This window comes from Pseudomonas sp. NPDC089534 (assembly GCF_044749305.1).
Lineage (GTDB): Bacteria > Pseudomonadota > Gammaproteobacteria > Pseudomonadales > Pseudomonadaceae > Aquipseudomonas > Aquipseudomonas ekonensis.
The window spans coordinates 1-20,682 of the sequence record NZ_JBIVHR010000074.1 but is presented as its reverse complement, the minus strand read 5'-3'; the positions used below and the strand labels follow the sequence as shown (position 1 = coordinate 20,682).

The 20,682-nt window shown below is 66.3% G+C and carries 21 protein-coding genes; 13 read left to right on the top strand and 8 right to left on the bottom strand.

Features of this window, described 5'->3' with window-relative positions; genetic code table 11:
* Window positions 1–96 precede the first annotated feature (96 nt).
* A complete protein-coding gene (hemH, locus tag ACIP0B_RS20655) occupies window positions 97–1,119 on the bottom strand; it encodes a ferrochelatase (RefSeq protein ID WP_400835550.1) in 1,023 nt (340 codons plus the stop codon).
* 13 nt (window positions 1,120–1,132) lie between these two features.
* Window positions 1,133–2,035 carry a TIGR01777 family oxidoreductase gene (locus tag ACIP0B_RS20650; protein WP_400835548.1) on the bottom strand — a complete coding sequence of 301 codons (903 nt, stop codon included), beginning with the start codon at window positions 2,033–2,035 and terminating at the stop codon, window positions 1,133–1,135.
* Window positions 2,036–2,232: 197 nt separating this feature from the next.
* On the opposite strand from ACIP0B_RS20650, the gene ACIP0B_RS20645 reads away from it, so the two are divergent.
* The 10 genes from ACIP0B_RS20645 (at window position 2,233) to ACIP0B_RS20600 (ending at window position 11,773) form a co-directional block, all read left to right on the top strand.
* A complete protein-coding gene (locus ACIP0B_RS20645; RefSeq protein WP_400835547.1) occupies window positions 2,233–3,219 on the top strand; it encodes an NAD(P)/FAD-dependent oxidoreductase in 987 nt (328 codons plus the stop codon).
* Between the two features lie 162 nt (window positions 3,220–3,381).
* Complete coding sequence (locus tag ACIP0B_RS20640) at window positions 3,382–4,341, top strand: YbgA family protein (RefSeq protein WP_400835545.1); 960 nt, start codon at window positions 3,382–3,384, stop codon at window positions 4,339–4,341.
* Complete coding sequence (locus ACIP0B_RS20635; RefSeq protein ID WP_400835543.1) at window positions 4,341–5,282, top strand: MerR family transcriptional regulator; 942 nt, start codon at window positions 4,341–4,343, stop codon at window positions 5,280–5,282. The genes ACIP0B_RS20640 and ACIP0B_RS20635 overlap by 1 nt, the downstream gene beginning before the upstream one ends.
* A 20-nt stretch (window positions 5,283–5,302) precedes the next feature.
* Window positions 5,303–6,748 (top strand): deoxyribodipyrimidine photo-lyase, encoded by a 1,446-nt coding sequence (gene phrB / locus ACIP0B_RS20630; RefSeq protein ID WP_400835541.1) that lies wholly within the window; start codon window positions 5,303–5,305, stop codon window positions 6,746–6,748.
* Window positions 6,741–7,163 (top strand): nuclear transport factor 2 family protein, encoded by a 423-nt coding sequence (locus ACIP0B_RS20625; RefSeq protein WP_400835539.1) that lies wholly within the window; start codon window positions 6,741–6,743, stop codon window positions 7,161–7,163. Before phrB ends, ACIP0B_RS20625 begins: the two co-directional genes overlap by 8 nt.
* On the top strand, window positions 7,160–7,945 hold the full coding sequence (locus tag ACIP0B_RS20620; RefSeq protein ID WP_400835537.1) for an SDR family NAD(P)-dependent oxidoreductase: 786 nt from the start codon (window positions 7,160–7,162) through the stop codon (window positions 7,943–7,945). The genes ACIP0B_RS20625 and ACIP0B_RS20620 overlap by 4 nt, the downstream gene beginning before the upstream one ends.
* The gene (locus ACIP0B_RS20615; protein WP_400835535.1) at window positions 7,942–9,189 is read left to right on the top strand and encodes an NAD(P)/FAD-dependent oxidoreductase; all 1,248 of its coding nucleotides are present in this window, start codon (window positions 7,942–7,944) and stop codon (window positions 9,187–9,189) included. Before ACIP0B_RS20620 ends, ACIP0B_RS20615 begins: the two co-directional genes overlap by 4 nt.
* Window positions 9,186–9,998 carry a DUF1365 domain-containing protein gene (locus ACIP0B_RS20610; protein ID WP_400835534.1) on the top strand — a complete coding sequence of 271 codons (813 nt, stop codon included), beginning with the start codon at window positions 9,186–9,188 and terminating at the stop codon, window positions 9,996–9,998. Before ACIP0B_RS20615 ends, ACIP0B_RS20610 begins: the two co-directional genes overlap by 4 nt.
* On the top strand, window positions 9,985–11,256 hold the full coding sequence (locus ACIP0B_RS20605) for a class I SAM-dependent methyltransferase (protein WP_400835532.1): 1,272 nt from the start codon (window positions 9,985–9,987) through the stop codon (window positions 11,254–11,256). The genes ACIP0B_RS20610 and ACIP0B_RS20605 overlap by 14 nt, the downstream gene beginning before the upstream one ends.
* Window positions 11,249–11,773: a DUF2878 domain-containing protein gene (locus tag ACIP0B_RS20600; RefSeq protein ID WP_400835530.1), complete on the top strand. Its 525-nt coding sequence runs from the start codon at window positions 11,249–11,251 to the stop codon at window positions 11,771–11,773. The genes ACIP0B_RS20605 and ACIP0B_RS20600 overlap by 8 nt, the downstream gene beginning before the upstream one ends.
* 81 nt (window positions 11,774–11,854) lie before the next feature.
* Here the strand turns inward: ACIP0B_RS20600 and ACIP0B_RS20595 are convergent, their stop codons facing one another.
* The 6 genes from ACIP0B_RS20595 to hemA all read right to left on the bottom strand — a co-directional run bounded on the left by ACIP0B_RS20595 (window position 11,855) and on the right by hemA (window position 17,212).
* The gene (locus ACIP0B_RS20595; RefSeq protein WP_400835529.1) at window positions 11,855–12,373 is read right to left on the bottom strand and encodes an acyloxyacyl hydrolase; all 519 of its coding nucleotides are present in this window, start codon (window positions 12,371–12,373) and stop codon (window positions 11,855–11,857) included.
* A 109-nt stretch (window positions 12,374–12,482) separates the two neighbouring features.
* Window positions 12,483–13,274, bottom strand: coding sequence for a glutamate racemase (gene murI, locus ACIP0B_RS20590; protein ID WP_400835527.1), 792 nt, complete (start codon window positions 13,272–13,274; stop codon window positions 12,483–12,485).
* Window positions 13,267–14,022, bottom strand: coding sequence for a molybdopterin-synthase adenylyltransferase MoeB (locus ACIP0B_RS20585; protein ID WP_400835525.1), 756 nt, complete (start codon window positions 14,020–14,022; stop codon window positions 13,267–13,269). The genes murI and ACIP0B_RS20585 overlap by 8 nt, the downstream gene beginning before the upstream one ends.
* Window positions 14,016–14,846, bottom strand: a complete 831-nt coding sequence (gene prmC / locus ACIP0B_RS20580; RefSeq protein WP_400835523.1) for a peptide chain release factor N(5)-glutamine methyltransferase — start codon at window positions 14,844–14,846, stop codon at window positions 14,016–14,018. Before prmC ends, ACIP0B_RS20585 begins: the two co-directional genes overlap by 7 nt.
* The gene (gene prfA / locus ACIP0B_RS20575; RefSeq protein WP_400835521.1) at window positions 14,847–15,929 is read right to left on the bottom strand and encodes a peptide chain release factor 1; all 1,083 of its coding nucleotides are present in this window, start codon (window positions 15,927–15,929) and stop codon (window positions 14,847–14,849) included. It lies immediately after the preceding gene.
* Complete coding sequence (gene hemA, locus ACIP0B_RS20570) at window positions 15,926–17,212, bottom strand: glutamyl-tRNA reductase (protein ID WP_400835519.1); 1,287 nt, start codon at window positions 17,210–17,212, stop codon at window positions 15,926–15,928. The genes prfA and hemA overlap by 4 nt, the downstream gene beginning before the upstream one ends.
* Before the next feature lie 183 nt (window positions 17,213–17,395).
* On the opposite strand from hemA, the gene ACIP0B_RS20565 reads away from it, so the two are divergent.
* The 3 genes from ACIP0B_RS20565 to ispE are packed head-to-tail and all read left to right on the top strand — an operon-like array spanning window position 17,396 to window position 20,595.
* Complete coding sequence (locus tag ACIP0B_RS20565; RefSeq protein ID WP_400835517.1) at window positions 17,396–19,120, top strand: tetratricopeptide repeat protein; 1,725 nt, start codon at window positions 17,396–17,398, stop codon at window positions 19,118–19,120.
* Window positions 19,121–19,123: 3 nt separating this feature from the next.
* Window positions 19,124–19,741, top strand: coding sequence for a lipoprotein insertase outer membrane protein LolB (gene lolB / locus ACIP0B_RS20560; RefSeq protein ID WP_400835516.1), 618 nt, complete (start codon window positions 19,124–19,126; stop codon window positions 19,739–19,741).
* 2 nt (window positions 19,742–19,743) lie between these two features.
* A complete protein-coding gene (gene ispE / locus ACIP0B_RS20555) occupies window positions 19,744–20,595 on the top strand; it encodes a 4-(cytidine 5'-diphospho)-2-C-methyl-D-erythritol kinase (protein WP_400835514.1) in 852 nt (283 codons plus the stop codon).
* Window positions 20,596–20,682: the final 87 nt, after the last annotated feature.

Here is a 20,682-nt window from a genome sequence, read left to right as displayed (position 1 = left end):
CTGTGGCGAGGGAGCTTGCTCCCGCCGGGCTGCGCAGCGGCCCCCATGTTTCATGGGTGCTTCGCACCCAAGCGGGAGCAAGCTCCCTCGCCACAGTTACAGCGCCAACGGCGCCCGTTCGCAGAGGGTCGCCAACGCCTTCGCCCATTGCATCTCGTCATTGAGGCACGGCACCAGCACCAGCTCCTCCCCGCCCGCCTCAAGGAACTGCTCCTTGCCGCGGTCGCCGATCTCCTCCAGCGTCTCGATGCAATCGGCCACGAACGCCGGGCACATCACCAGCACCTTCTTCACGCCGTTCTTGGCCAACTCGTCCAGCCGCGCTTCGGTGTAGGGCTCGATCCACTTGGCCCGCCCCAACCGCGACTGGAACGACACCGACCACTTGCCGTCCGGGATGCCCATGCGCCTGGCGAACTCGGCCGCCGTGCGCAGGCACTGGCCGCGGTAACAGGTGGCGACCACCTGCGGCGGCGCACCGGCGCAGCAGTCGCCGCCGCCTTCGAAGCTGTGGCCGGGGTTGAGCTTCTTCAGGTGCCGTTCCGGCAAGCCATGGAAACTCAGCAGCAAGTGGTCGTAGTCCTGCTGCAGGTGCGGCCTGGCGCTGGCCACCAGCGCGTCGAGGTACTCGGGCTGATCGTAGAACGGCTGCAGCACCGACAACTGCACATCGAGGCGTTTCTCGCGCAGCACGCGGCGGGCCTCTTCGATCACCGTGGTGGTGGTGCTGTCGGCGAACTGCGGATACAGCGGCGCCAGCGTGATGCGCTTGTGCCCCGCCGCCACCAGCCTGACCAGCGCCGACTCGATGGACGGCTCGCCGTAACGCATCGCCAGTTCCACCGGTCCATGGGCCCACTGCTTCGTCATCTGCTGCTGCAGGCGGCGGCTGAGCACCACCAGCGGCGAGCCTTCGTCCCACCAGATCGAGGCATAGGCGTGGGCCGACTGCTCGGGGCGCTTGATCAGGATCAGCGACACCAGCAGGCGCCGCACCGGCCAAGGCAGGTCGATCACGTAGGGATCCATCAGAAACTGATTGAGGTAGCGGCGCACGTCGGCCACCGAGGTGGAGGCCGGCGAACCCAGGTTGACCAGAAGCAAGGCGTGATCGGTCATGCAACGTCCTATTTCAGAGGCGGCGGGCGATATCGTCCAGGGCCGCGCGTAAATCCGTGAACCGGAAAGTGAATCCTGCTTCCAGCAAGCGTGCCGGCATGGCCTTCTGGCCGCCCAGCAGCAGTTGCGACAGCTCGCCGAGCCCGACCTTCAGCGCCAGGGCCGGCATCGGCATGAACGCCGGGCGGTGCAGCACGCGGCCCAGCGCCTTGGCGAACTCGCGGTTGCGCACCGGTTTCGGCGCGCACGCATTATAAGGACCGTTGGCGCCGTTGAGGTGCAGAAGAAAATCAATCAGGGCGATTTGATCGTCGATATGAATCCACGGCATCCACTGCCGGCCGTTGCCCAGCGGCCCGCCCAGCCCGAGTTTGAACGGCAGGAGCAGGCGCGACAAAAAGCCGCCCTCGGCCGACAGCACCAACCCCGTGCGCACCAGCACCACCCGGATGCCCAGGCCCTCGGCGCGTTGCGCGGTCTCCTCCCAGGCGACGCACAACTGACTGGCGAAATCATCGACCACCGGCGCAGACGTTTCGTTCAGCTCCCGTTCGCCGCCGTCGCCGTACCAACCCACCGCCGAGCCCGAGATCAGCAGCGACGGTTTCTCCGCACGGGTCTCAAGCCAAGCCAGCAAGGTTTCGGTCAGCGTGATGCGGCTGCTCCACAGCAAGGCCTTGCGCCGGTGCGTCCATGGCCGGTCGGCGATGGGGGCGCCGGCGAGGTTGACGATGGCGTCCAGCGGCCCGTCATCGAGATCCTGCAAACGCGCAATGCCACGCACCTGCGCACCGCAGAGCTTGGCGACCTTTTCCGGGCGGCGGCTCCACACGGTCAAGCGATGTCCCTGCTCCAACCAGTGCCGGCAGAGTCGACGTCCTATCAAACCAGTACCGCCGGTCAGCAATATGTGCATGACATCTTCCTCACGTGGCGTTTAACCCGGATCACTAGTCTATTTTTATAAGCAGGGATCTTTTCTATCGGGCGGGCTCTATTGTTTAACAATAGGCCAAGCTGTCAGAACGAAAACGCTGGAAGTTATACCAGAAAACAAAATTGTACAGCTTTCAACCGCGGCGTAATCTGTACAGAAAGGTAAACGAGGCCCCTATGACTGTACCTATCGCAATCATCGGCACCGGCATCGCCGGACTCTCCGCCGCCCAGGCCCTGACGGACGCCGGGCACAGCGTCCAGCTGTTCGACAAGAGCCGCGGCAGCGGCGGACGCATGTCGAGCAAGCGCAGCGACGCCGGCGCACTGGACATGGGGGCCCAATACTTCACCGCCCGCGACCGGCGCTTCGTCACCGAGGTGCAGCGCTGGCAGGGCAACGGCTGGGTCGCCGAATGGACGCCGCAGCTCTACACCTTCCACGGCGGGCAACTGAACCTGTCGCCGGACGAACAGACCCGCTGGGTCGGCACGCCGCGCATGAGCGCCATCACCCGCGGCCTGCTCGAAGGCCTGGAGGTGCATTTCGCCTGCCGGATCACCGAGGTCTACCGCGGCGAAGAACACTGGCACCTGCAGGATGCCGAAGGCTTCACCCACGGGCCGTTCAGCCATGTGGTGATCGCCACGCCGGCCCCGCAGGCCACCGCGCTGCTGGCCGCCGCCCCCAAGCTCGCCGGGGCCGCCGCCGGGGTGAAGATGGAACCGACCTGGGCCGTCGCCCTCGCCTTCGAGACCCCGCTGGACACGCCGATCGAAGGCTGCTTCGTCCAGGACAGCGCCCTCGACTGGCTGGCGCGCAACCGCAGCAAGCCGGGACGCGACACCACCCTCGACACCTGGGTGCTGCACGCCAGCAGCGCCTGGAGCCGTCAGCACATCGACCTGCCGAAGGAAGCGGTGATCGAACACCTGCACGGGGCGTTCGCCGAACTGCTGCACAGCGCCATGCCCGCCCCGGCCTTCAGCCTCGCCCACCGCTGGCTCTATGCCCGCCCGGCGAGCAGCCACGAATGGGGCACCCTGGCCGATGCCGACCTGGGCCTGTACGCCTGCGGCGACTGGTGCCTGTCGGGACGGGTCGAAGGCGCCTGGCTCAGCGGCCAGGAAGCGGCGCGCAGGCTGCACGCGCACTTGCAGTAGCCCGCACGGCTCGCCATCGCGGGCAGGCTCGCTTGCGCCGGGATGCCCTGCTCGTCCAAAAATCTATACAAACCGTTTGACTTGTACACCTTTGAATCTATGCTGAAGGCAATGTTGTACAGAAATTCAATTCTGTACAGGACTTCGATTCAAGGTGTCGCCATGCCCGACCTCCACGCCTCTGCCCCCAAAATCGCCGTCAGCGCCTGCCTGATGGGCGCCGAAGTGCGCTACAACGGCGGGCACAAGGCATCGCGGCTGTGCACCGAGACCCTCACCCGCTACTTCGAGTTCGTTCCGCTGTGCCCGGAAGTGGCGATCGGCCTGGGCACGCCCCGCGAGCCGATCCGCCTGGTGGGCGATCCGGCGAACCCGCAGGCCGTGGGCACGGTCGACCGTCGGCTCGACGTCACACGGGCCCTGGCCGATTACGGACGGGCCATGGCCGACGGGCTGGATGACATCTGCGGCTACATCTTCATGCAGCAGTCGCCCTCCTGCGGGCTGGAGCGGGTCAAGGTCTACCACGCCAACGGCGCGCCGGTCGGCGGCGGGCGCGGGATCTACGCCCAGGCCTTCTGCGCCGGGCGTCCGGACGTGCCGGTGGAGGAAGCCGGGCGCCTGAACGATCCGGTGCTGCGGGAAAACTTCATCACCCGGGTGTTCGCCTACCGCGATTGGCGCAATGCGCTCGAACAGGGCCTGAGCCGCCGCACGCTCACCGAGTTCCACTCGCGCTACAAGTACTTGCTGATGGCCCACAGCCCGGTCCAGTACAAGGCCTTGGGCAACCTGCTGGGCAGCATGGGCCGCACCGATCCTGAAACCATTGCCCCCCATTATTTCAGCGAACTGATGGCCGCCCTGAAGACATGCGCCACGCGCCGCACCCACAGCAATGTCCTGCTGCACATCAGCGGCTACCTGAAACAGGCGATCAGCGCGCAGGACAAACAGGAGATGCAGCACATCATCGGCCAGTACCGTCACGGCATCGTACCGCTGGTGGTGCCGCTGACACTGCTCAAGCACCACTTCCGGCGCCATCCGGATCCCTACATCGCGCAGCAGGTGTACCTGCAGCCGCACCCCGAAAACCTGAGCCTGCGAAACGCCATTTGATGAACGCCACACCCGACACCAGCGCCCGGGAAGACCTGGGCGCGGATTTCAAGAAAGCCCTGGACGACGGCTGGCTGCCGATCCGCGAGGTGGCGCGCCAGACCGGGGTCAACGCCGTCACCCTGCGCGCCTGGGAGCGCCGCTACGGTCTGGTGGTGCCGCAGCGCACCCCCAAGGGGCATCGCCTGTATTCGGCCGAACACGTGCAACGCATCCGCGCGATCCTCACCTGGCTCGACCGCGGGGTCGCGGTCAGCCAGGTCAAGCCGCTGCTCGACACCCCGCAAGCCTTCAACGAAACGGCGGCGAGCGATTGGCGGCCGCTTCTGCAGAATCTGCTGACGGCCGTCACCCAATTGAACGAACGCAGCCTCGACGACGGCTTCAACCAGGCCATGGCCCTGTACCCGCCGCGCACCCTGTGCGAACAGTTGCTGATGCCGCTGCTGGCGGCGCTCGAACAGCGCTGGCAGGGCCAGTTCGGCAGCGAGATGGAGCGGGTGTTCTTTTATTCATGGCTGCGCAGCAAATTCGGCGCGCGCATCTACCATAACAATCGTCAGTTGCGCACGGCGCCGCTGCTGCTGGTCAACCAGTCGGACGTGCCGCTGGAGCCGCGCCTGTGGCTCTGCGCCTGGCTGATCAGCGGCAGCGACTGCCCGGTTCACGTGTTCGACTGGCCGTTGCCGGCCGCAGAGCTGGCGATGGCGGCCGAACACCTGCACGCCCGGGGCGTACTGCTGTATTCCAGCAAAGCCCTGAACCTTGCGCAGCTGCCGAAACTGTTGAGCGGGGTCCGCTGCCCCAAAACGATCGCCGGAGCGACGGTGCGCATCCACCACGCCGAGCTGTCCGGCAAAGCTTTCGAACACACTGATCTGTCCCTGGCCGAAGATCCCTTGTCGGCCCACCAGGGACTCCTTCAGTGCGGATTGATCTGATGAGGTTGGAACCAGGCACCATGCAATTGATCTGGCTGCGCAGCGACCTGCGCCGACACGACAACACCGCCCTCGCCGCGGCCGCCGGCCTGGGCCCGACCGTGGCCGTGTACCTGCTGAGCCCCGATCAGTGGCAAGCCCATGACGATGCCGCCTGCAAAGTCGACTTCTGGCTGCGCAACCTGCGCGAACTGAGCGTCAGCCTGGGCGAACTGAACATCCCGCTGCTGATCCGCACCGCCCCGCGCTGGGATCAGGCGCCCCAGGTGCTGCTCGACCTTTGCCGGCAACTGCGGATCGGGGCCGTGCACGTGAACGAGGAGTACGGCATCCACGAAAGCCGCCGGGACGCCGCCGTCGCCCAGGCCCTGCACGCCGAGGGCATCGCATTCACCCGCCATCTCGACCAATTGCTGTTCAGGCCCGGCAGCGTGCTGACCAAAACCGGCGGCTACTTTCAGGTGTTCAGCCAGTTCCGCAAGGTCTGCCACGAGCGCCTGCACCGTTCGGTGCCGTCGTTGGTGCGGGCACCGGGCCGTCAGGCGCCGCTTGCCATCGCCAGCGACCCGGTGCCCGACACCGTCGCAGGGTTTGCGCCACCCAGCCAATCCCTGCGCGCCCTCTGGCCGGCCGGCGAGACCGAAGCCCAGCGGCGCCTCGACACCTTTGCCGACGCGCAGATCGACTATTACCAGAGCGAGCGCGACTTCCCGGCCAAACCCGGCACCAGCCGACTGTCGGCCTACCTGGCCGCCGGCGTCCTCTCGCCGCGCCAGTGCCTGCACGCCGCGCTGCAAAGCAACCAGGGCGAGTTCGAAAGCGGCAAGGCCGGCGCCGTCACCTGGATCAACGAACTGCTCTGGCGCGAGTTCTACAAGCACATTCTGGTGGGTTATCCACGGGTCTCCCGCCATCGTGCCTTCCGCCCGGAGACCGAAGCCCTGCCTTGGCGCAATGCGCCGCAGGACCTGGCGGCCTGGCAAGAGGCGCGCACGGGCCTGCCGATCATCGACGCGGCCATGCGCCAATTGCTGGAGACCGGCTGGATGCACAACCGCCTGCGCATGGTGGTGGCGATGTTCCTGACCAAGAACCTGCTGATCGACTGGCGCGAAGGCGAGCGTTTCTTCATGCGCCACCTCATCGACGGCGACCTGGCGGCCAACAACGGCGGCTGGCAGTGGAGCGCCTCGACCGGCACCGATGCGGCGCCCTACTTCCGCATTTTCAATCCGCTGAGCCAGTCGGAGAAGTTCGACGGCGAAGGCGTGTTCATCAGGCAATGGCTGCCGCAACTGGCCGGGCTGAACAAAAAGGACGTGCACAACCCCGCCGCCCTCGGCGGCCTGTTCGGCGTGGCGGATTACCCCGCGCCGATCGTCAACCTGGGCACCTCACGGGAGCGGGCGCTGGCGGCCTTCAAGAACCTGCCGCCCCGTCCGTCTACAGGAGGTGGCCATGAGTGAGTTCCTGCGCCGCTTCGCCCGGCAGTTCGCCGAACTGAACAAAGACAACCTGCACCGCCTGGGCGAGCTGTACAGTGACGACATCCATTTCACCGACCCGCTGCACGAAGTGCAGGGACTGGCGCAATTGCGTGACTTGTTCGGCGAACTGTATGCCAATGTCAGCGAACTGCGCTTCGACTTTCATGGCTTCGACCAGATCGGCGACTGCGAGGGCTATCTGCGCTGGGTCATGACGTACCGTCATCCGCGCCTGGCGGGCGGGCGGCCGATCCGGGTCGGCGGCTGCTCGCACCTGCTCTGGCGCGACAAGGTCTACCGCCACCGGGACTATTTCGATGCCGGGGCGCTGCTTTATGAACATCTGCCCGTATTGGGCCGGGCGATCGCCTGGCTGAAAAGGAGAATGGGATGAATCGTCGGACGCTTCAGCGACGGTATTGGCTGACCGGTGCCAGCAGCGGCATCGGTGCGGCATTGGCCGAAGAGATTCTGAAGACCGGGGCGCATGTGGCGGTCAGCGCCCGCCAGAGCGCGCCGCTCAAGGTGTTGGCGCAACGCTATCCGGGCCAGGTGCTGGTGGTTCCGGGCGACCTGACGAACAGCCAGACCGTGCGGGAAATCGGCGAACGGATCGCCGAGGACTGGGGCTCGCTGGACACGGTGATCCTCAACGCCGGCACCTGCGAATACGTCGATGCCCATCAGTTCGACGCCTCGATCGTCGAACACGTGGTGCGCACCAACCTGCTCGCCACCAGTTACTGCATCGAAGCCGCCCTGCCCCTGCTGCGCAAGGGCACCGCGCCGCACATGGTGGGCATGGCCAGTTCGGTCACCTACCTGCCGTTGCCCAGGGCTGAAGCCTATGGCGCCTCGAAGGCCGGCCTGCGCTATCTGTTCGAATCGCTGCGCATCGACCTGGCGGACGAAGGCATCGAGATCACCGTGGTCAGCCCAGGGTTCGTCGAGACGCCCTTGACCGCCCGCAACGATTTTGCGATGCCGTTGAGCTGGCCGGCGGACAAGGCCGCCCGGCACATCTTCGCCAGCCTGCGGGAGCGCCCGCTGGAGATCGCCTTCCCGGCGCTGTTCATGGCGGCGCTCTGGCCGCTGTCCAAACTGCCGGCGCGGATGCAACTGGCGATCGGCAAGCGCATGGTGCGCAGCACGCCGCCGCTCAAGGACGCCACGTGAACATTGCCGTCGTCGGCAGCGGCATCGCGGGCCTGACCTGCGCTTACCTGCTTGCCCGACGGCACGACGTCACCCTGTTCGAGGCCGCCGACCGCATCGGCGGCCACACGCACACGGCGCAGGTGACGGTCGGGGGACGCGAATACGCGGTGGACACCGGCTTCATCGTGTTCAACGACAGGACGTACCCGAACTTCATGCGCATCCTCGGCCAGTTGGGCGTGCGCTTCAGGCCCACCGAAATGAGCTTTTCGGTGACCGACCCCGACACCGGCCTGGAATACAACGGCAACAGTCTCGACAGTCTGTTCGCCCAGCGCCGCAACCTGCTGTCGCCGGGGTTCTGGGGGATGCTGCGCGATATCCTGCGTTTCAACAGCAGCGCGCGGCGCGACCTGGCCGAACGCCGGATCGCCGCCGACACCACCCTGGACGACTACCTGAAGGCCGGCGGCTACGGCGAACGCTTCATCCTGCATTACATCGTGCCGATGGGGGCGGCGATCTGGTCGATGCCCATGGCTGGCATGCTCAGGTTCCCGTTGCGGTTCTTCGTGCGGTTCTTCGAAAACCACGGGCTGCTGTCCGTCAGCGACCGTCCGCAGTGGCAGGTGATCGAAGGCGGCTCAAGCGCCTACCTTGCCCCGCTGAGCGCTTCGTTCCGGGACAGAATCCGACTGAACTGCCCGGTCAGCCGGGTGGAGCGCGACGGGAGCGGCGTCGATATCCACAGCCCCGCCGGCCGCGAACGCTTCGACAAAGTGGTGCTGGCCTGCCACAGCGACCAGGCGCTGCGCCTGCTCGACCGTCCCAGCCCCGAGGAACAGGCGGTGCTCGGCGCCCTGCCCTACGCCGACAACGAAGTGCTGCTGCACACCGACACCCGCCTGCTGCCCGCCCGCAAACGGGCCCGGGCCAGCTGGAACGTGCGCCTGGGCGGCGCCGGCGATGCCCTGCCGGCGGTCACCTACGACATGAACATCCTGCAGGGCATCCAGAGCGACACCACGTTCTGCGTCAGCCTCAACCAGAGCGCCGGGATCAACCCCTCCACAGTCCTCGCCCGCCACCTCTACGCCCACCCGCAGTTCAGTCTCGCGGCCGTGGCGGCACAGGCGCGCTGGAGCGAACTCGATGGCCGGCAGCACACCCATTACTGCGGCGCCTACTGGGCCAACGGCTTTCACGAAGACGGCGTGACCAGTGCCTTGCGGGTGGCGGCCGCGTTCGGGGAACGGCCGTGAACAGCGCCCTGTACAGCGGCTGGATCACCCACCGGCGATTTTCCCCGCGCCGCCATGCGTTCCGTTACCGGATCGGGCTGCTGTACCTGGACCTGAGCGAACAAGAGGCGGTGCTCGGGCTCTCGCCGCTGGCCGGGCACAGCCGTTTCGCGCCGTTCTCGTTCCGTGAGCGCGATTACCTCAAGGCGTTCACCGGGCGCGGCGAACGCCTGACCGAGGCCGTGCGACGCCAGGTCGGCCTGGCCATCGGCCATGAACCGCAGGGCGCGATCCATTTGCTGACCCAGCCCCGAAGCTTCGGCCTGGCGTTCAACCCGGTGAGCTTTTTCTATTGCCACGACGCCTGCGGCCGGTTGGCGGCGATTCTCTGCGAAGTCAGCAACACGCCATGGCGCGAGCGTTACCACTACGTGCTGCCCGCCCTGCCGGAGAACGATCCGGGCGGTCACCGGCACTTCACCGTGGGCAAGGCGTTCCATGTGTCGCCGTTCCTGCCGCCGGACCTTGAGTACCGCATGACTTTCAGCCCCGCCGCGCAGACCCTCGGCGTGCACATGGCCGACTGGCAGGACGGCCGCAAGCTGTTCGACGCCACCCTCGACCTGCGGCGCGAAACCCTCGACCGCCGCAGCCTGCACCGCTACCTGCGGCGCTTTCCGTGGATGACCGGCAAAACCGCCGTGACGATCTACTGGCAGGCCCTGCGCCTGCTGCTCAAGCGTGCGCCGCTGTTCGCCCATCAGAAGCCCGACGGCAGTTTCCGGACGGCCGCCGCCACGCCCGAGGAACACCGTCATGAAATCCCCTAGCGTTTCGGCCAGGGCCGGCCTGCTCTCCGTCCACGGACTGAGCGGTTCCCTGCTGCGCCGGGGCGTGCTGCGCCAGCTGGAGCGGATCAGGCACGGGCAACTGGTGGTGATCGAAGAGGATCGCCGCCAGACCTTCGGCGCCGCCGGCAGCGGGTTGGTCGGCGAGATTCACGTGCACGATGCGGCGGCCTGGGGCATGGTCGCGGCCAACGGCTCGATCGGCTCCGGCGAGGCCTACATCCAGGGTTACTGGAGCTCGCCCGACCTGACGGCCGTGGTGCGGGTGTTCGTCAGCAACCTCGACGTGCTCGACGGCATGGAGCGCGGGCTGGCGCTGCTCGGGCGCCCGCTCGTCCGCGCCCTGCACTGGCTCAACCGCAACACGCACAAGGGATCGCAAAGGAACATCGCCGCCCACTACGACCTGGGCAACGACCTGTTCGAGCAGTTCCTCGACCCGACCATGATGTACTCGGCGGCGCAGTTCCTGCGCCCCGACGACAGCCTGGAACAGGCGCAACTGAACAAGCTGGAGCGGATCTGCCAGAAGCTGGCGCTCGAACCCGGCGATCACCTGCTGGAGATCGGCACCGGATGGGGCAGCATGGCGCTCTATGCCGCGCAGCGCTACGGCTGCCGGGTGACCACCACAACGCTGTCCAAGGCGCAGTACGCGTTCACCGCCGCGCGGATCGAACGCCTCGGCCTGCAAGACCGGGTAACCCTGCTGCTCAAGGACTACCGCGACCTCACCGGGCAGTACGACAAGCTGGTGTCGATCGAGATGATCGAGGCGGTCGGCCACCGGTTCCTGCCGACCTACTTCAAGCAATGCGCGCACCTGCTCAAAGGCAACGGCCTGATGCTGCTGCAGGCCATCACCATCCGCGAGCAGCGCTACGAGCAGGCCAGGCGCGGGGTGGACTTCATCCAGCGCTACATCTTTCCCGGCGGCGCCCTGCCCTGCGTGCAGAAGATGCTCGAGATCGTCAGCCGCGACACCGACATGAACCTGCTGCACATGGAGGATTTCGGCCTGCACTACGCCCGCACGCTGCGCCTGTGGCACGAGAACTTTCGCCGCGCCCGGGGGCCTCTGACCGAACTGGGCTACGACGACGGCTTCCTGCGGATGTGGGAGTTCTACCTGTGCTACTGCGAGGGCGGTTTCCTTGAGCGCACCATCGGCACCGCCCAGTTGCTGCTGGCCAAGCCGGCCGCCATGCCGGCGCCGCTGCTGGGACGCTTCGATGCCTGAACGCCTGGCCAACGCCGTCCTGTTCCAGATCGGCTGGCTGGCCTGCGTGCTCGGCGGCAACAGCCTGTGGCTGCTGCTGGCGCTGGCGGCGCTGGTGATCCACCTGCGCTGGATCAGCAGTTGGGCGGCGGAAGGCCGGCTGATCCTCTGCGTGGTGATCGTCGGCACCGCCGTGGACAGCGCGCTGCGGGGGTTGGGGGTGTTCGAGTTCAGGGATCCGGCACCGCTGATCCCGTTGTGGCTGATGCTGCTGTGGGCGCTGCTGGGCACCACGCTGCGCCATTGCCTGCAATGGAGCGCCCGGCCGTGGTGGCTGGCGAGCCTGCTGGGCGCGGCGGGCGGCGTGCTGTCGTATGGCGCCGGCGGTCACCTGTCCGGCGTGCGCTTCCCCTACGGCGAATGGCCGACCCTGATCGGCATCGGCCTGCTGTGGGCGCTGCTGTTCCCGCTGCTGCACGGGATGGCCCGGCGGCTGAACGGCGACGCCGCCCGATCGGCTGACGGACTCGGCCCGTGATCGGGGCCGGCCGTCACCCCTTCATTGCCCGGCAGGCGATGAAACGGTGACGGCAAAGCCCCATCGCGGGCAGGTCCGTCCCTACAGCGGCATCGTGTAATGCAGCGAGTAGCTCTCCACCCCGTCGTTGCTGTTGGCCAGCCCGGCGTTGGAGTAGTGCGTCGCGCGGATCCCGACCTCATGCCCGCCGTTGAAGCGCAGGCCGAAACCGAAGCGGTCCTCGAACTGGAAGGCGCCGCCGATGTTGTTGTCTTCGTACTTGGTGTTGGAGAACGCCGCGATGCCGACCCCCACCTCGACATACGGCTTGACCGACTGGCCGGCGAATTCGTAGACGAGCACCGGAGAGAACGACAGGCTGTTGTTGCTGGAGGTCTTGTCGCCTTCCCAATAGGTGTAGGCGCCGCTCCAGTAGCCGGTCAGGCGACCGACGTCGCTCTGCAGCCAGCTCGTGTCCCAATCGAAGTTCATGCCCAGGCGGTACGTCATGGTCGAATCGCTGGTCGCCCCGACGCCGAACTCCACCCCGGCGGCTTGTGCGGTAAAACTGTGCCCCATCAGTGCGGCCGCAATCGCGGCCAAGCAGAATAGTCGCTTCACTTGAAACATCCTTTTCCGAACGGTCGTATGGTTGTTTTGTGACTCAACGCTATAGAAGTCCGCGCTTAAACTGAAGTTCAGCCTATTTTTCGGTTATCACACAGTTTTCTTACAAACCCAAGCTTTGCACATCGTCGGACGTTTGCCCCAGCAATGGCAGGACTGTTCTGAAGGCCTGCGGATCGCCGCTGGTCCAGAACCGCGCCGCCCGGCTCGGCCCGTCGGCAAGCAAACCGCGCTCGGCCAACAGCCGCTGAAGCTGCCGGGCCACGGCGGCGCCGGTGTCGATCAGGCTGATCTCCGCGGGGATCATCGTCGCGAGCATCGGTTTGAGGAACGGGTAATGGGTGCAGCCGAGGATGATCGTGTCGCAGCCGGCGGCCAGCAGCGGCTCGACGTAACCGTGCAGCATCCGGCGCAGCGCATCGCTGTGCAGGTCGCCGCCTTCGATCCGCTCCACCAGCCCCGGGCACGGTTGGGTGATGACCTTCACGTCCGTGGCGAAGCGGTCGAGCAGTGCGGCGAACTTGGCGCTGGCCAGGGTGCCGGTGGTGGCCAGCACGCCGACCACGCCGCTGCGGGTGGCGGCGGCGGCCGGCTTGACGGCGGGCTCCATGCCGACGATCGGCCAGTCGGGGAAATCGCGGCGCAGGTCGGCCACGGCGGCCACGGTGGCGGTGTTGCAGGCCAGCACCAGCGCCTTGGCGCCTTGCTCGCGGAAGAAGGCGGCCATCAGGGCGCAACGCTGGCGGATGAACTCCGGGGTCTTCTCGCCGTAGGGAATGTGGCCGCAATCGGCGAAGTACAGGATCGACTCGCCGGGCAGCAGACGCTGGATCTCGGCCAGCACCGACAGGCCGCCGACGCCGGAGTCGAACACCGCGACCGGGGCCTCACGCATGCGGCGCACCGCACACGCTGCACCCTGGATCGCGCTTGACCCGCAGCTCACGGAAACGCGAACCCAGCGCATCGATCAGCAGCAGGCGCCCCACCAGCGGTTCGCCGAACCCCGCCAGCAGCTTCATGGCCTCCAATGCTTGAAGGCTGCCGACCAGGCCCACCAGCGGCCCGACCACGCCGGCCTCGCTGCAGGTCAGTTCGGCTTCGCTGCCGTGTCCGTAGAGGCAGTGGTAGCAAGGACTTTCGGCCCGCCGCGGGTCGAACACCGACAACTGCCCTTCGAGGCGGATCGCCGCGCCGCTGACCAGCGGCTTGCGGGCCGCGACGCAGGCGGCGTTGACCGCCTCGCGGGTGGAGAAGTTGTCCGAGCAGTCGAGCACCAGGTCCACCGCCGCCACCGCAGCGGCAAGGGAGTCCTCGTCCAGGGCCTGACGGTGCGGCACGAGGCGGATCTCGGGGTTGATCGCCGCCAGGCGCTTGAGCGCCGAGTCGACCTTGGTCATGCCGACGCTGTCGGTGTCGTGGATGATCTGGCGTTGCAGGTTGGTCAGGTCGACCGTGTCGAAATCCGCCAGGTGCAGCTCACCGACACCCGCCGCCGCCAGATACAGGGCGACCGGCGCGCCGAGCCCGCCGAGGCCGACAATCAATGCCCGGCTGTCCTTGAGCCGCAGTTGGCCGTCGATGTCGACGTGCTGCAGCAGGATCTGCCGGCTGTAGCGCAACAATTCCTGATCATTCAGCACGGCAGGCGCCCCAGGCTGATCCGTTGATGGCCGCCCAGGTCGGTGCGGCTGTGAACCTCTTCGAAACCGCGGGTCAGCAGCAGGTCGCGCACGGCTTCGGCCTGATCATAGCCGTGCTCGAGCATCAGCCAGCCACCGGCCTCCAGATGCTCCGGCGCCTGGGCGACGATCAGGCGCAGGTCGTCGAGCCCGTCGGCACCGGCCACCAGCGCGCTGGCCGGCTCGAAACGCACGTCGCCTTCGGCCAGGTGCGGGTCAGCGGCGCGGATGTACGGCGGGTTGCTGATGATCAGCCCGAAGCGCTGGCCTTGCAGCGAACCGAACCAATGGCTGCTCAGCACCTTGGCGTTGCTCAGGTTCAGGCGCTGGCGGTTGCGCTCGGCCAGGGCCACAGCCTCCAGCACACGGTCCACGGCGGTGACCTGCCAGGCCGGGCGCTCGCTGGCCAGGGCCAGGGCGATGGCGCCGGTGCCGGTGCCGAGGTCGAGGACGCGGGCCGGGGTCGCCGGCAGCAGCTCGAGGGCGGCCTCCACCAGCAGTTCGGTGTCCGGGCGCGGGATCAAAGTGTGCGGCGCCACTTCCAGGTCGAGTTTCCAGAACCCTTGCTGACCGAGGATGTAGGCCACCGGCTCGCCGCTGCGGCGGCGTTGCAGGTATTCGGTGAACACCAGCACCACCTCGCTCGGCACGATGCGCTCGGGCCAGGTGTGCAGGAAACTGCGCGGCTTGCCCAGCGCGGCGGCCAGCAGCAGCTCGGCGTCCAGGCGCGCGGTGGGCGAGTCGGGCAGTTCGGCGGCGCGCAACAGGCTGGCGATGATGGTCATTTATTCACCTATCGCTGCGAGCTGGTCGGCCTGGTATTCGGCCAACAGGGGTTCGATCACCGCTTCGACGCCGCCGGCGAGGATCTCGTCGAGGGAGTACAGGGTCAGGTTGACGCGGTGGTCGGTGACCCGGCCCTGGGCGAAGTTGTAGGTACGGATACGCTCGGAGCGGTCGCCGGAGCCCACCAGCAGCTTGCGCTCGCTGGCGATGGCATTGGCGGCGGCGGCGGTCTGCTGGTCGTTGAGCTTGGCCGACAGCCAGGCCATCGCCCGCGCGCGGTTCTTGTGCTGGGAGCGCTCTTCCTGGCATTCGACGACGATGCCGGTCGGCAAGTGGGTGATGCGGATCGCCGAGTCGGTCTTGTTCACGTGCTGACCGCCGGCCCCGGAGGAACGGTAGGTGTCCACGCGCAGGTCCGCCGGGTTGATCTCGATCGCTTCCTGCTCGTCCGGCTCCGGCAGCACCGCCACGGTGCAGGCCGAGGTGTGGATGCGGCCCTGGGATTCGGTGGCCGGCACGCGCTGCACGCGGTGGGCGCCGGACTCGAACTTCAGCTTGCCGTAGACGTTGTCGCCTTCGACCCGGGCGATGACTTCTTTATAGCCGCCGTGCTCGCCCTCGTTCTCCGAGAGGATCTCCACGCGCCAGCCGCGCTTTTCGGCATAGCGCGAATACATGCGGAACAGGTCGCCGGAGAAGATCGCCGCTTCGTCGCCGCCGGTGCCGGCACGGATCTCCAGGAACACGTTGCGACCGTCGTTCGGGTCCTTGGGCAGCAGCATGCGCTGCAGGTCGGCCTCAAGGACCACCAGTCGCTCCTTGGCTTCGCGGACTTCTTCCACGGCCATTTCGCGCAGATCCGGGTCGCTGTCCTTGAGCAGCGCCTGGGCGCCTTCGAGGTCGCCTTGCACGCCGATCATTTTCTTGTAGGCCTCGACCACCGGCTCGACTTCCGCGTATTCCTTCGAATACGCACGGAACTTGGCCTGATCGGAAATGACTTCGGCGTCGCCCAGCAGCGCCGTCAGTTCCTCGAAACGTTCCTGGAGAGTCTCCAGCTTATTGAGCAGTGACGCTTTCATTGCGGTTTTTTATCCGAAAAGCTATCCGGTGAGCCCTCAAGGGCAAAGAGTTCCTGGGCCATGGCCAGCGCATCGAGGCGGCCTTCGGCAGAAAGCTTTTTCAACTGCACGCTCGGGGCGTGCAGGAGTTTGTTGGTCAGGCCCCGGGCCAACTGGCCCAGCACGTCCTCGGCGCTGCCGCCGTTGGCCAGCGCGCGCAAGGCCTTCTGCAGTTCTTCGTCGCGCAGGCGTTCGCTCTGTTGACGATAGGCCTTGAGCACGTCGACCGCCGCCAATTCACGCAGTCGCGCCATGAAATCGTCGGCGCCGACCGACACCATCTCCTCCGCCGCCTGGGCGGCGCCCTGCCGGCTCTTGAGGTTCTCGGCGACCACTTCGTGCAGGTCGTCGACGCTGTAGAGATAGACGTCGTCCAACTCGCCCACTTCCGGCTCGATGTCCCGGGGCACGGCGATGTCGACCATGAAGATCGGCTTGTGCTTGCGCTGCTTCAGCGCGCTTTCCACCGCGCCCTTGCCCAGGATCGGCAACTGGCTGGCGGTGGAACTGATGACGATGTCGCTGCGCACCAGCTCCGCCGGGATGTCCGACAGCAGCACCGCGTGGGCGCCGAACTGCTCGGCCAGCAGGCTGGCGCGCTCCAGGGTGCGGTTGGCCACGACGATGCGCTTGACCCCCAGCTCGTGCAGATGGCGGGCGACCAGGGTGATGGTCTCGCCGGCGCCGATCAGCAGGGCCTGGCTGCGCTGCAGGTCGCTGAAGATCTGCTTGGCCAGGCTGACGGCGGCAAAGGCCACGGACACCGGGTTCTCGCCGATGGCGGTGTCGGTGCGCACCTGCTTGGCGGCATTGAACGTCGCCTGGAACAGGCGCCCCAGCAGCGGGCCGATGGTGCCGGCCTCACGGGCCACGGCATAGGCCGACTTCATCTGGCCGAGGATCTGCGGCTCGCCCAGCACCAGCGAATCGAGCCCGGAGGCGACGCGCATCATGTGACGAACTGCCGCATCGTCCTCATGCACATAAGCGCTCGCGCGCAGCTCTTCGAAGCTCAATTGATGGTATTCGGCCAACCAGCGCAGCACGATCTCCGCCGACAGGTGATCCTGTTCTATATAGAGTTCGCTGCGGTTGCAGGTGGAGAGGATCGCCGCTTCGCGGCTGTCGGTGAGCCGGCAGAGCTGCTGCAGGGCCTCGACCAGCTGCTCAGGGGTAAAGGCCACGCGCTCGCGGACGTCTACTGAAGCAGTCTTGTGGTTGATACCGAGTGCGAGGAAGGCCATTCAAGGTCGCTGATGGTGACGTGAAGCCGGCAATTGTCCTACTTCGAAAGATCCAGAACAACTACCGCCGACTATTGTCTCCATTGCCGGCCCCTATAATGGCCACAATCGAGACTCGGTTATGTTTGGCCGAAGGCTTGTGTCATGATGATCCGACCGCAGGTTAGTCGCCACTTCCCCCATATGAATAGATCTTCCGCGTTATTCCTCGCTATTGCCTTCCTCAGCGGCTGCCAGGCCTTGGCTCCCGTTTCGACGGACGGCACCCCGCCGGTCGAAGACTCGGCCCCGACGCCCGAAAAGGCCAAGGTCTACAGCTCGTTCAGCGAGGAAACCGTCTTCAGCCTGTTGAGCGCCGAACTCGCCGGCCAGCGCAACCGTTTCGACATTGCCCTGGACAACTACGTGACCCAGGCCATCAACACCCAGGACCCGGGCGTCTCCGAACGGGCGTTCCGCATCGCCGAGTACCTGGGTGCGGATCAGCCGGCCCTCGACACCGCGCTGATCTGGGCGAAGAACGCCCCGGACGACCTCGAGGCGCAACGCGCCGCCGCCGTGCAGCTGGCCCGGGCCGGGCGCTATGACGACTCGATGGTCTACATGGAGAAAGTCCTGCAGGGCAAGGGCGACACCCATTTCGACTTCCTCGCGCTGTCGGCCGCCGACACCGACCAGGAAACCCGCAACGGCCTGATGAAAAGCTTCGACCGGCTGCTGCAGCGCCATCCGCACAACAACCAGCTGATCTTCGGCAAGGCGTTGCTGCTGCAGCAGGACGGCGACAACAAGGGCGCGCTGACCCTGCTGGAGGACAATCCGCCGGAGGACGGCGAGATCGCCCCGATCCTGCTGCGCGCCCGCCTGCTGCAAGGCATGAACCGCGGCGACGAAGCCCTGCCGCTGCTGCAGAAGAGCATCCGCAAGTACCCGGACGACAAGCGCCTGCGCCTGACCTATGCGCGCATGCTGGTCGAGCAGGACCGGATGGACGACGCCAAGGCCGAGTTCTCCTCCCTGGTGCAGCAATACCCCGAAGACGACGAACTGCGCTACTCCCTGGCGCTGGTGTGCCTGGAGGCCAAGGCCTGGGAAGAGGCCAAGGGCTACCTGGAAGACCTGATCGCCCGGGAAAGCCATGTCGATTCGGCGCACCTGAACCTGGGCCGCATCGCCGAGGAGCGCAACGACCCGCAAGGCGCCCTGATCGAGTACGCCCAGGTCGGCCCCGGCAACGACTACCTGCCGGCGCAACTGCGCCAGGCCGACATCCTGATGAACAACGGCAAGACCGCCGAGGCGCAGAGCAAGCTGGCGGCGCAGCGCGACGAGCAGCCGGACTACGCGATCCAGCTCTACCTGATCGAAGCCGAGACCCTGTCCGCCAACAACCAGGGCGACAAGGCCTGGAAAACCCTGCAGCAAGCCCTGCAGCAGTACCCGGACGACCTCAACCTGCTCTATACCCGCGCCATGCAGGCGGAAAAGCGCAATGATCTGGCGCAGATGGAAAAGGACCTGCGCCTGATCATCAAGCGCGACCCGGACAACGCCATGGCGCTCAACGCCCTGGGCTACACCCTGTCCGACCGCACCACCCGCTACGCCGAAGCCAAGGCCCTGATCGAACAGGCGCACCAGCTCAACCCGGAAGACCCGGCGGTGCTGGACAGCCTCGGCTGGGTGAACTTCCGCCTGGGCAACCTCGACGAAGCCGAGCGTTACCTGCGCCAGGCCCTGGAGCGCTTCCCCGACCACGAAGTCGCCGCGCACCTGGGCGAAGTGCTGTGGGCCAAGGGCAACCAGCGCGAAGCCAAGCAGATCTGGGGCAAGTTCCTCAAGGATCAGCCCGACAGCACCATCCTGCGCAGCACCATCAAGCGCCTGACCGGATCCGAGACCCTATAACCCATGTTTTTGCGCCACCTCATCGTTTTCAGCTTCATCGCCCTGCTCGCCGGCTGCGCGGGCTTCGGCGCCCGCGAGTCGGTCGAAGGCCACGGCAACCCGGCCCAATGGCGCGAGCACAAGCAGCAACTGACCGGGCTCGACGGCTGGCAGATCGACGGCAAGATCGGCATCCGCGCACCGAAGGACTCCGGCAGCGGCACCCTGTTCTGGCTGCAGCGCCAGGACTATTACGATATCCGCCTGTCCGGCCCGCTGGGCCGCGGCGCGGCACGCTTGACCGGGCGTCCGGGCAAGGTCTCGCTGGAGGTGGCCAACCAGGGCCGCTATGACGCGCCGTCCCCGGAAGTCCTGCTCGAAGAGCAACTGGGCTGGAAACTGCCGGTGTCGAACCTGGCCTGGTGGGTGCGCGGCCTGCCGGCGCCCGACAGCAAGAGCCGCCTGACCCTCGACGCCGACAGCCGCCTGGCCAGCCTGGACCAGGACGGCTGGCAGGTCGAGTACCTGAGCTATGCCGAGCAGAACGGCTTCTGGCTGCCCGAGCGGATCAAGCTGCACGGCACCGACCTGGACGTGACCCTGGTCATCAAGACCTGGCAACCGCGCAAGCTGGGGCTGTGAACATGACGGCCCCTCGCCTGACCCTGCCGTCGCCGGCCAAGCTCAACCTGATGCTGCACATTCTCGGCCGCCGCGAAGACGGCTACCACGAACTGCAGACGATCTTTCAGTTCCTCGACTACGGCGACGAGATCACCTTCGCCGTGCGCGACGACGGCGTGATCCGCCTGCACACCGAGTTCGACGGCGTGCCCCACGACAGCAACCTGATCGTGCGCGCGGCGAAAAAGCTCCAGGAGCAGTCCGGCTGCACGCAGGGCATCGACATCTGGATCGACAAGATCCTGCCGATGGGCGGCGGCATCGGCGGCGGCAGCTCGAACGCGGCCACCACCCTGCTGGGCCTCAACCACCTCTGGCAGTTGGGCTGGGACGAAGACCGCCTGGCCGGCCTCGGCCTGTCGCTGGGCGCCGACGTCCCGGTGTTCGTGCGTGGCCGTGCCGCGTTCGCCGAAGGCGTGGGCGAAAAACTGACCCCGGTCGAGCCCGCAGAACCGTGGTACGTCGTGCTGGTTCCGCAAGTCTCTGTAAGTACGGCAGAAATTTTTTCAGATCCGTTGTTGACACGTAACACACCGCCCATTAAAGTGCGCCCCGTTCCCGAGGGAAACAGTCGAAATGACTGCTTGCCGGTGGTTTCAAGGCGTTATCCAGAAGTACGTAACGCATTGAATTTGTTAGGTAATTTTACCGAAGCAATACTGCCCGGAACTGGAAGTTGTGTGTTTGGGGGCTTCCCAAGCAAAGCTGAAGCTGATAAAGTCTCGGCCCTTCTGACAGAGACCCTTACAGGGTTTGTAGCCAAAGGCAGCAACGTTTCGATGTTGCATCGCAAGCTACAGAGCCTGCTCTAACGGAACCAAGTGCACGGCACTTGCAGCAACAGATACAGGGGCGTCGCCAAGCGGTAAGGCAGCAGGTTTTGATCCTGCCATGCGTTG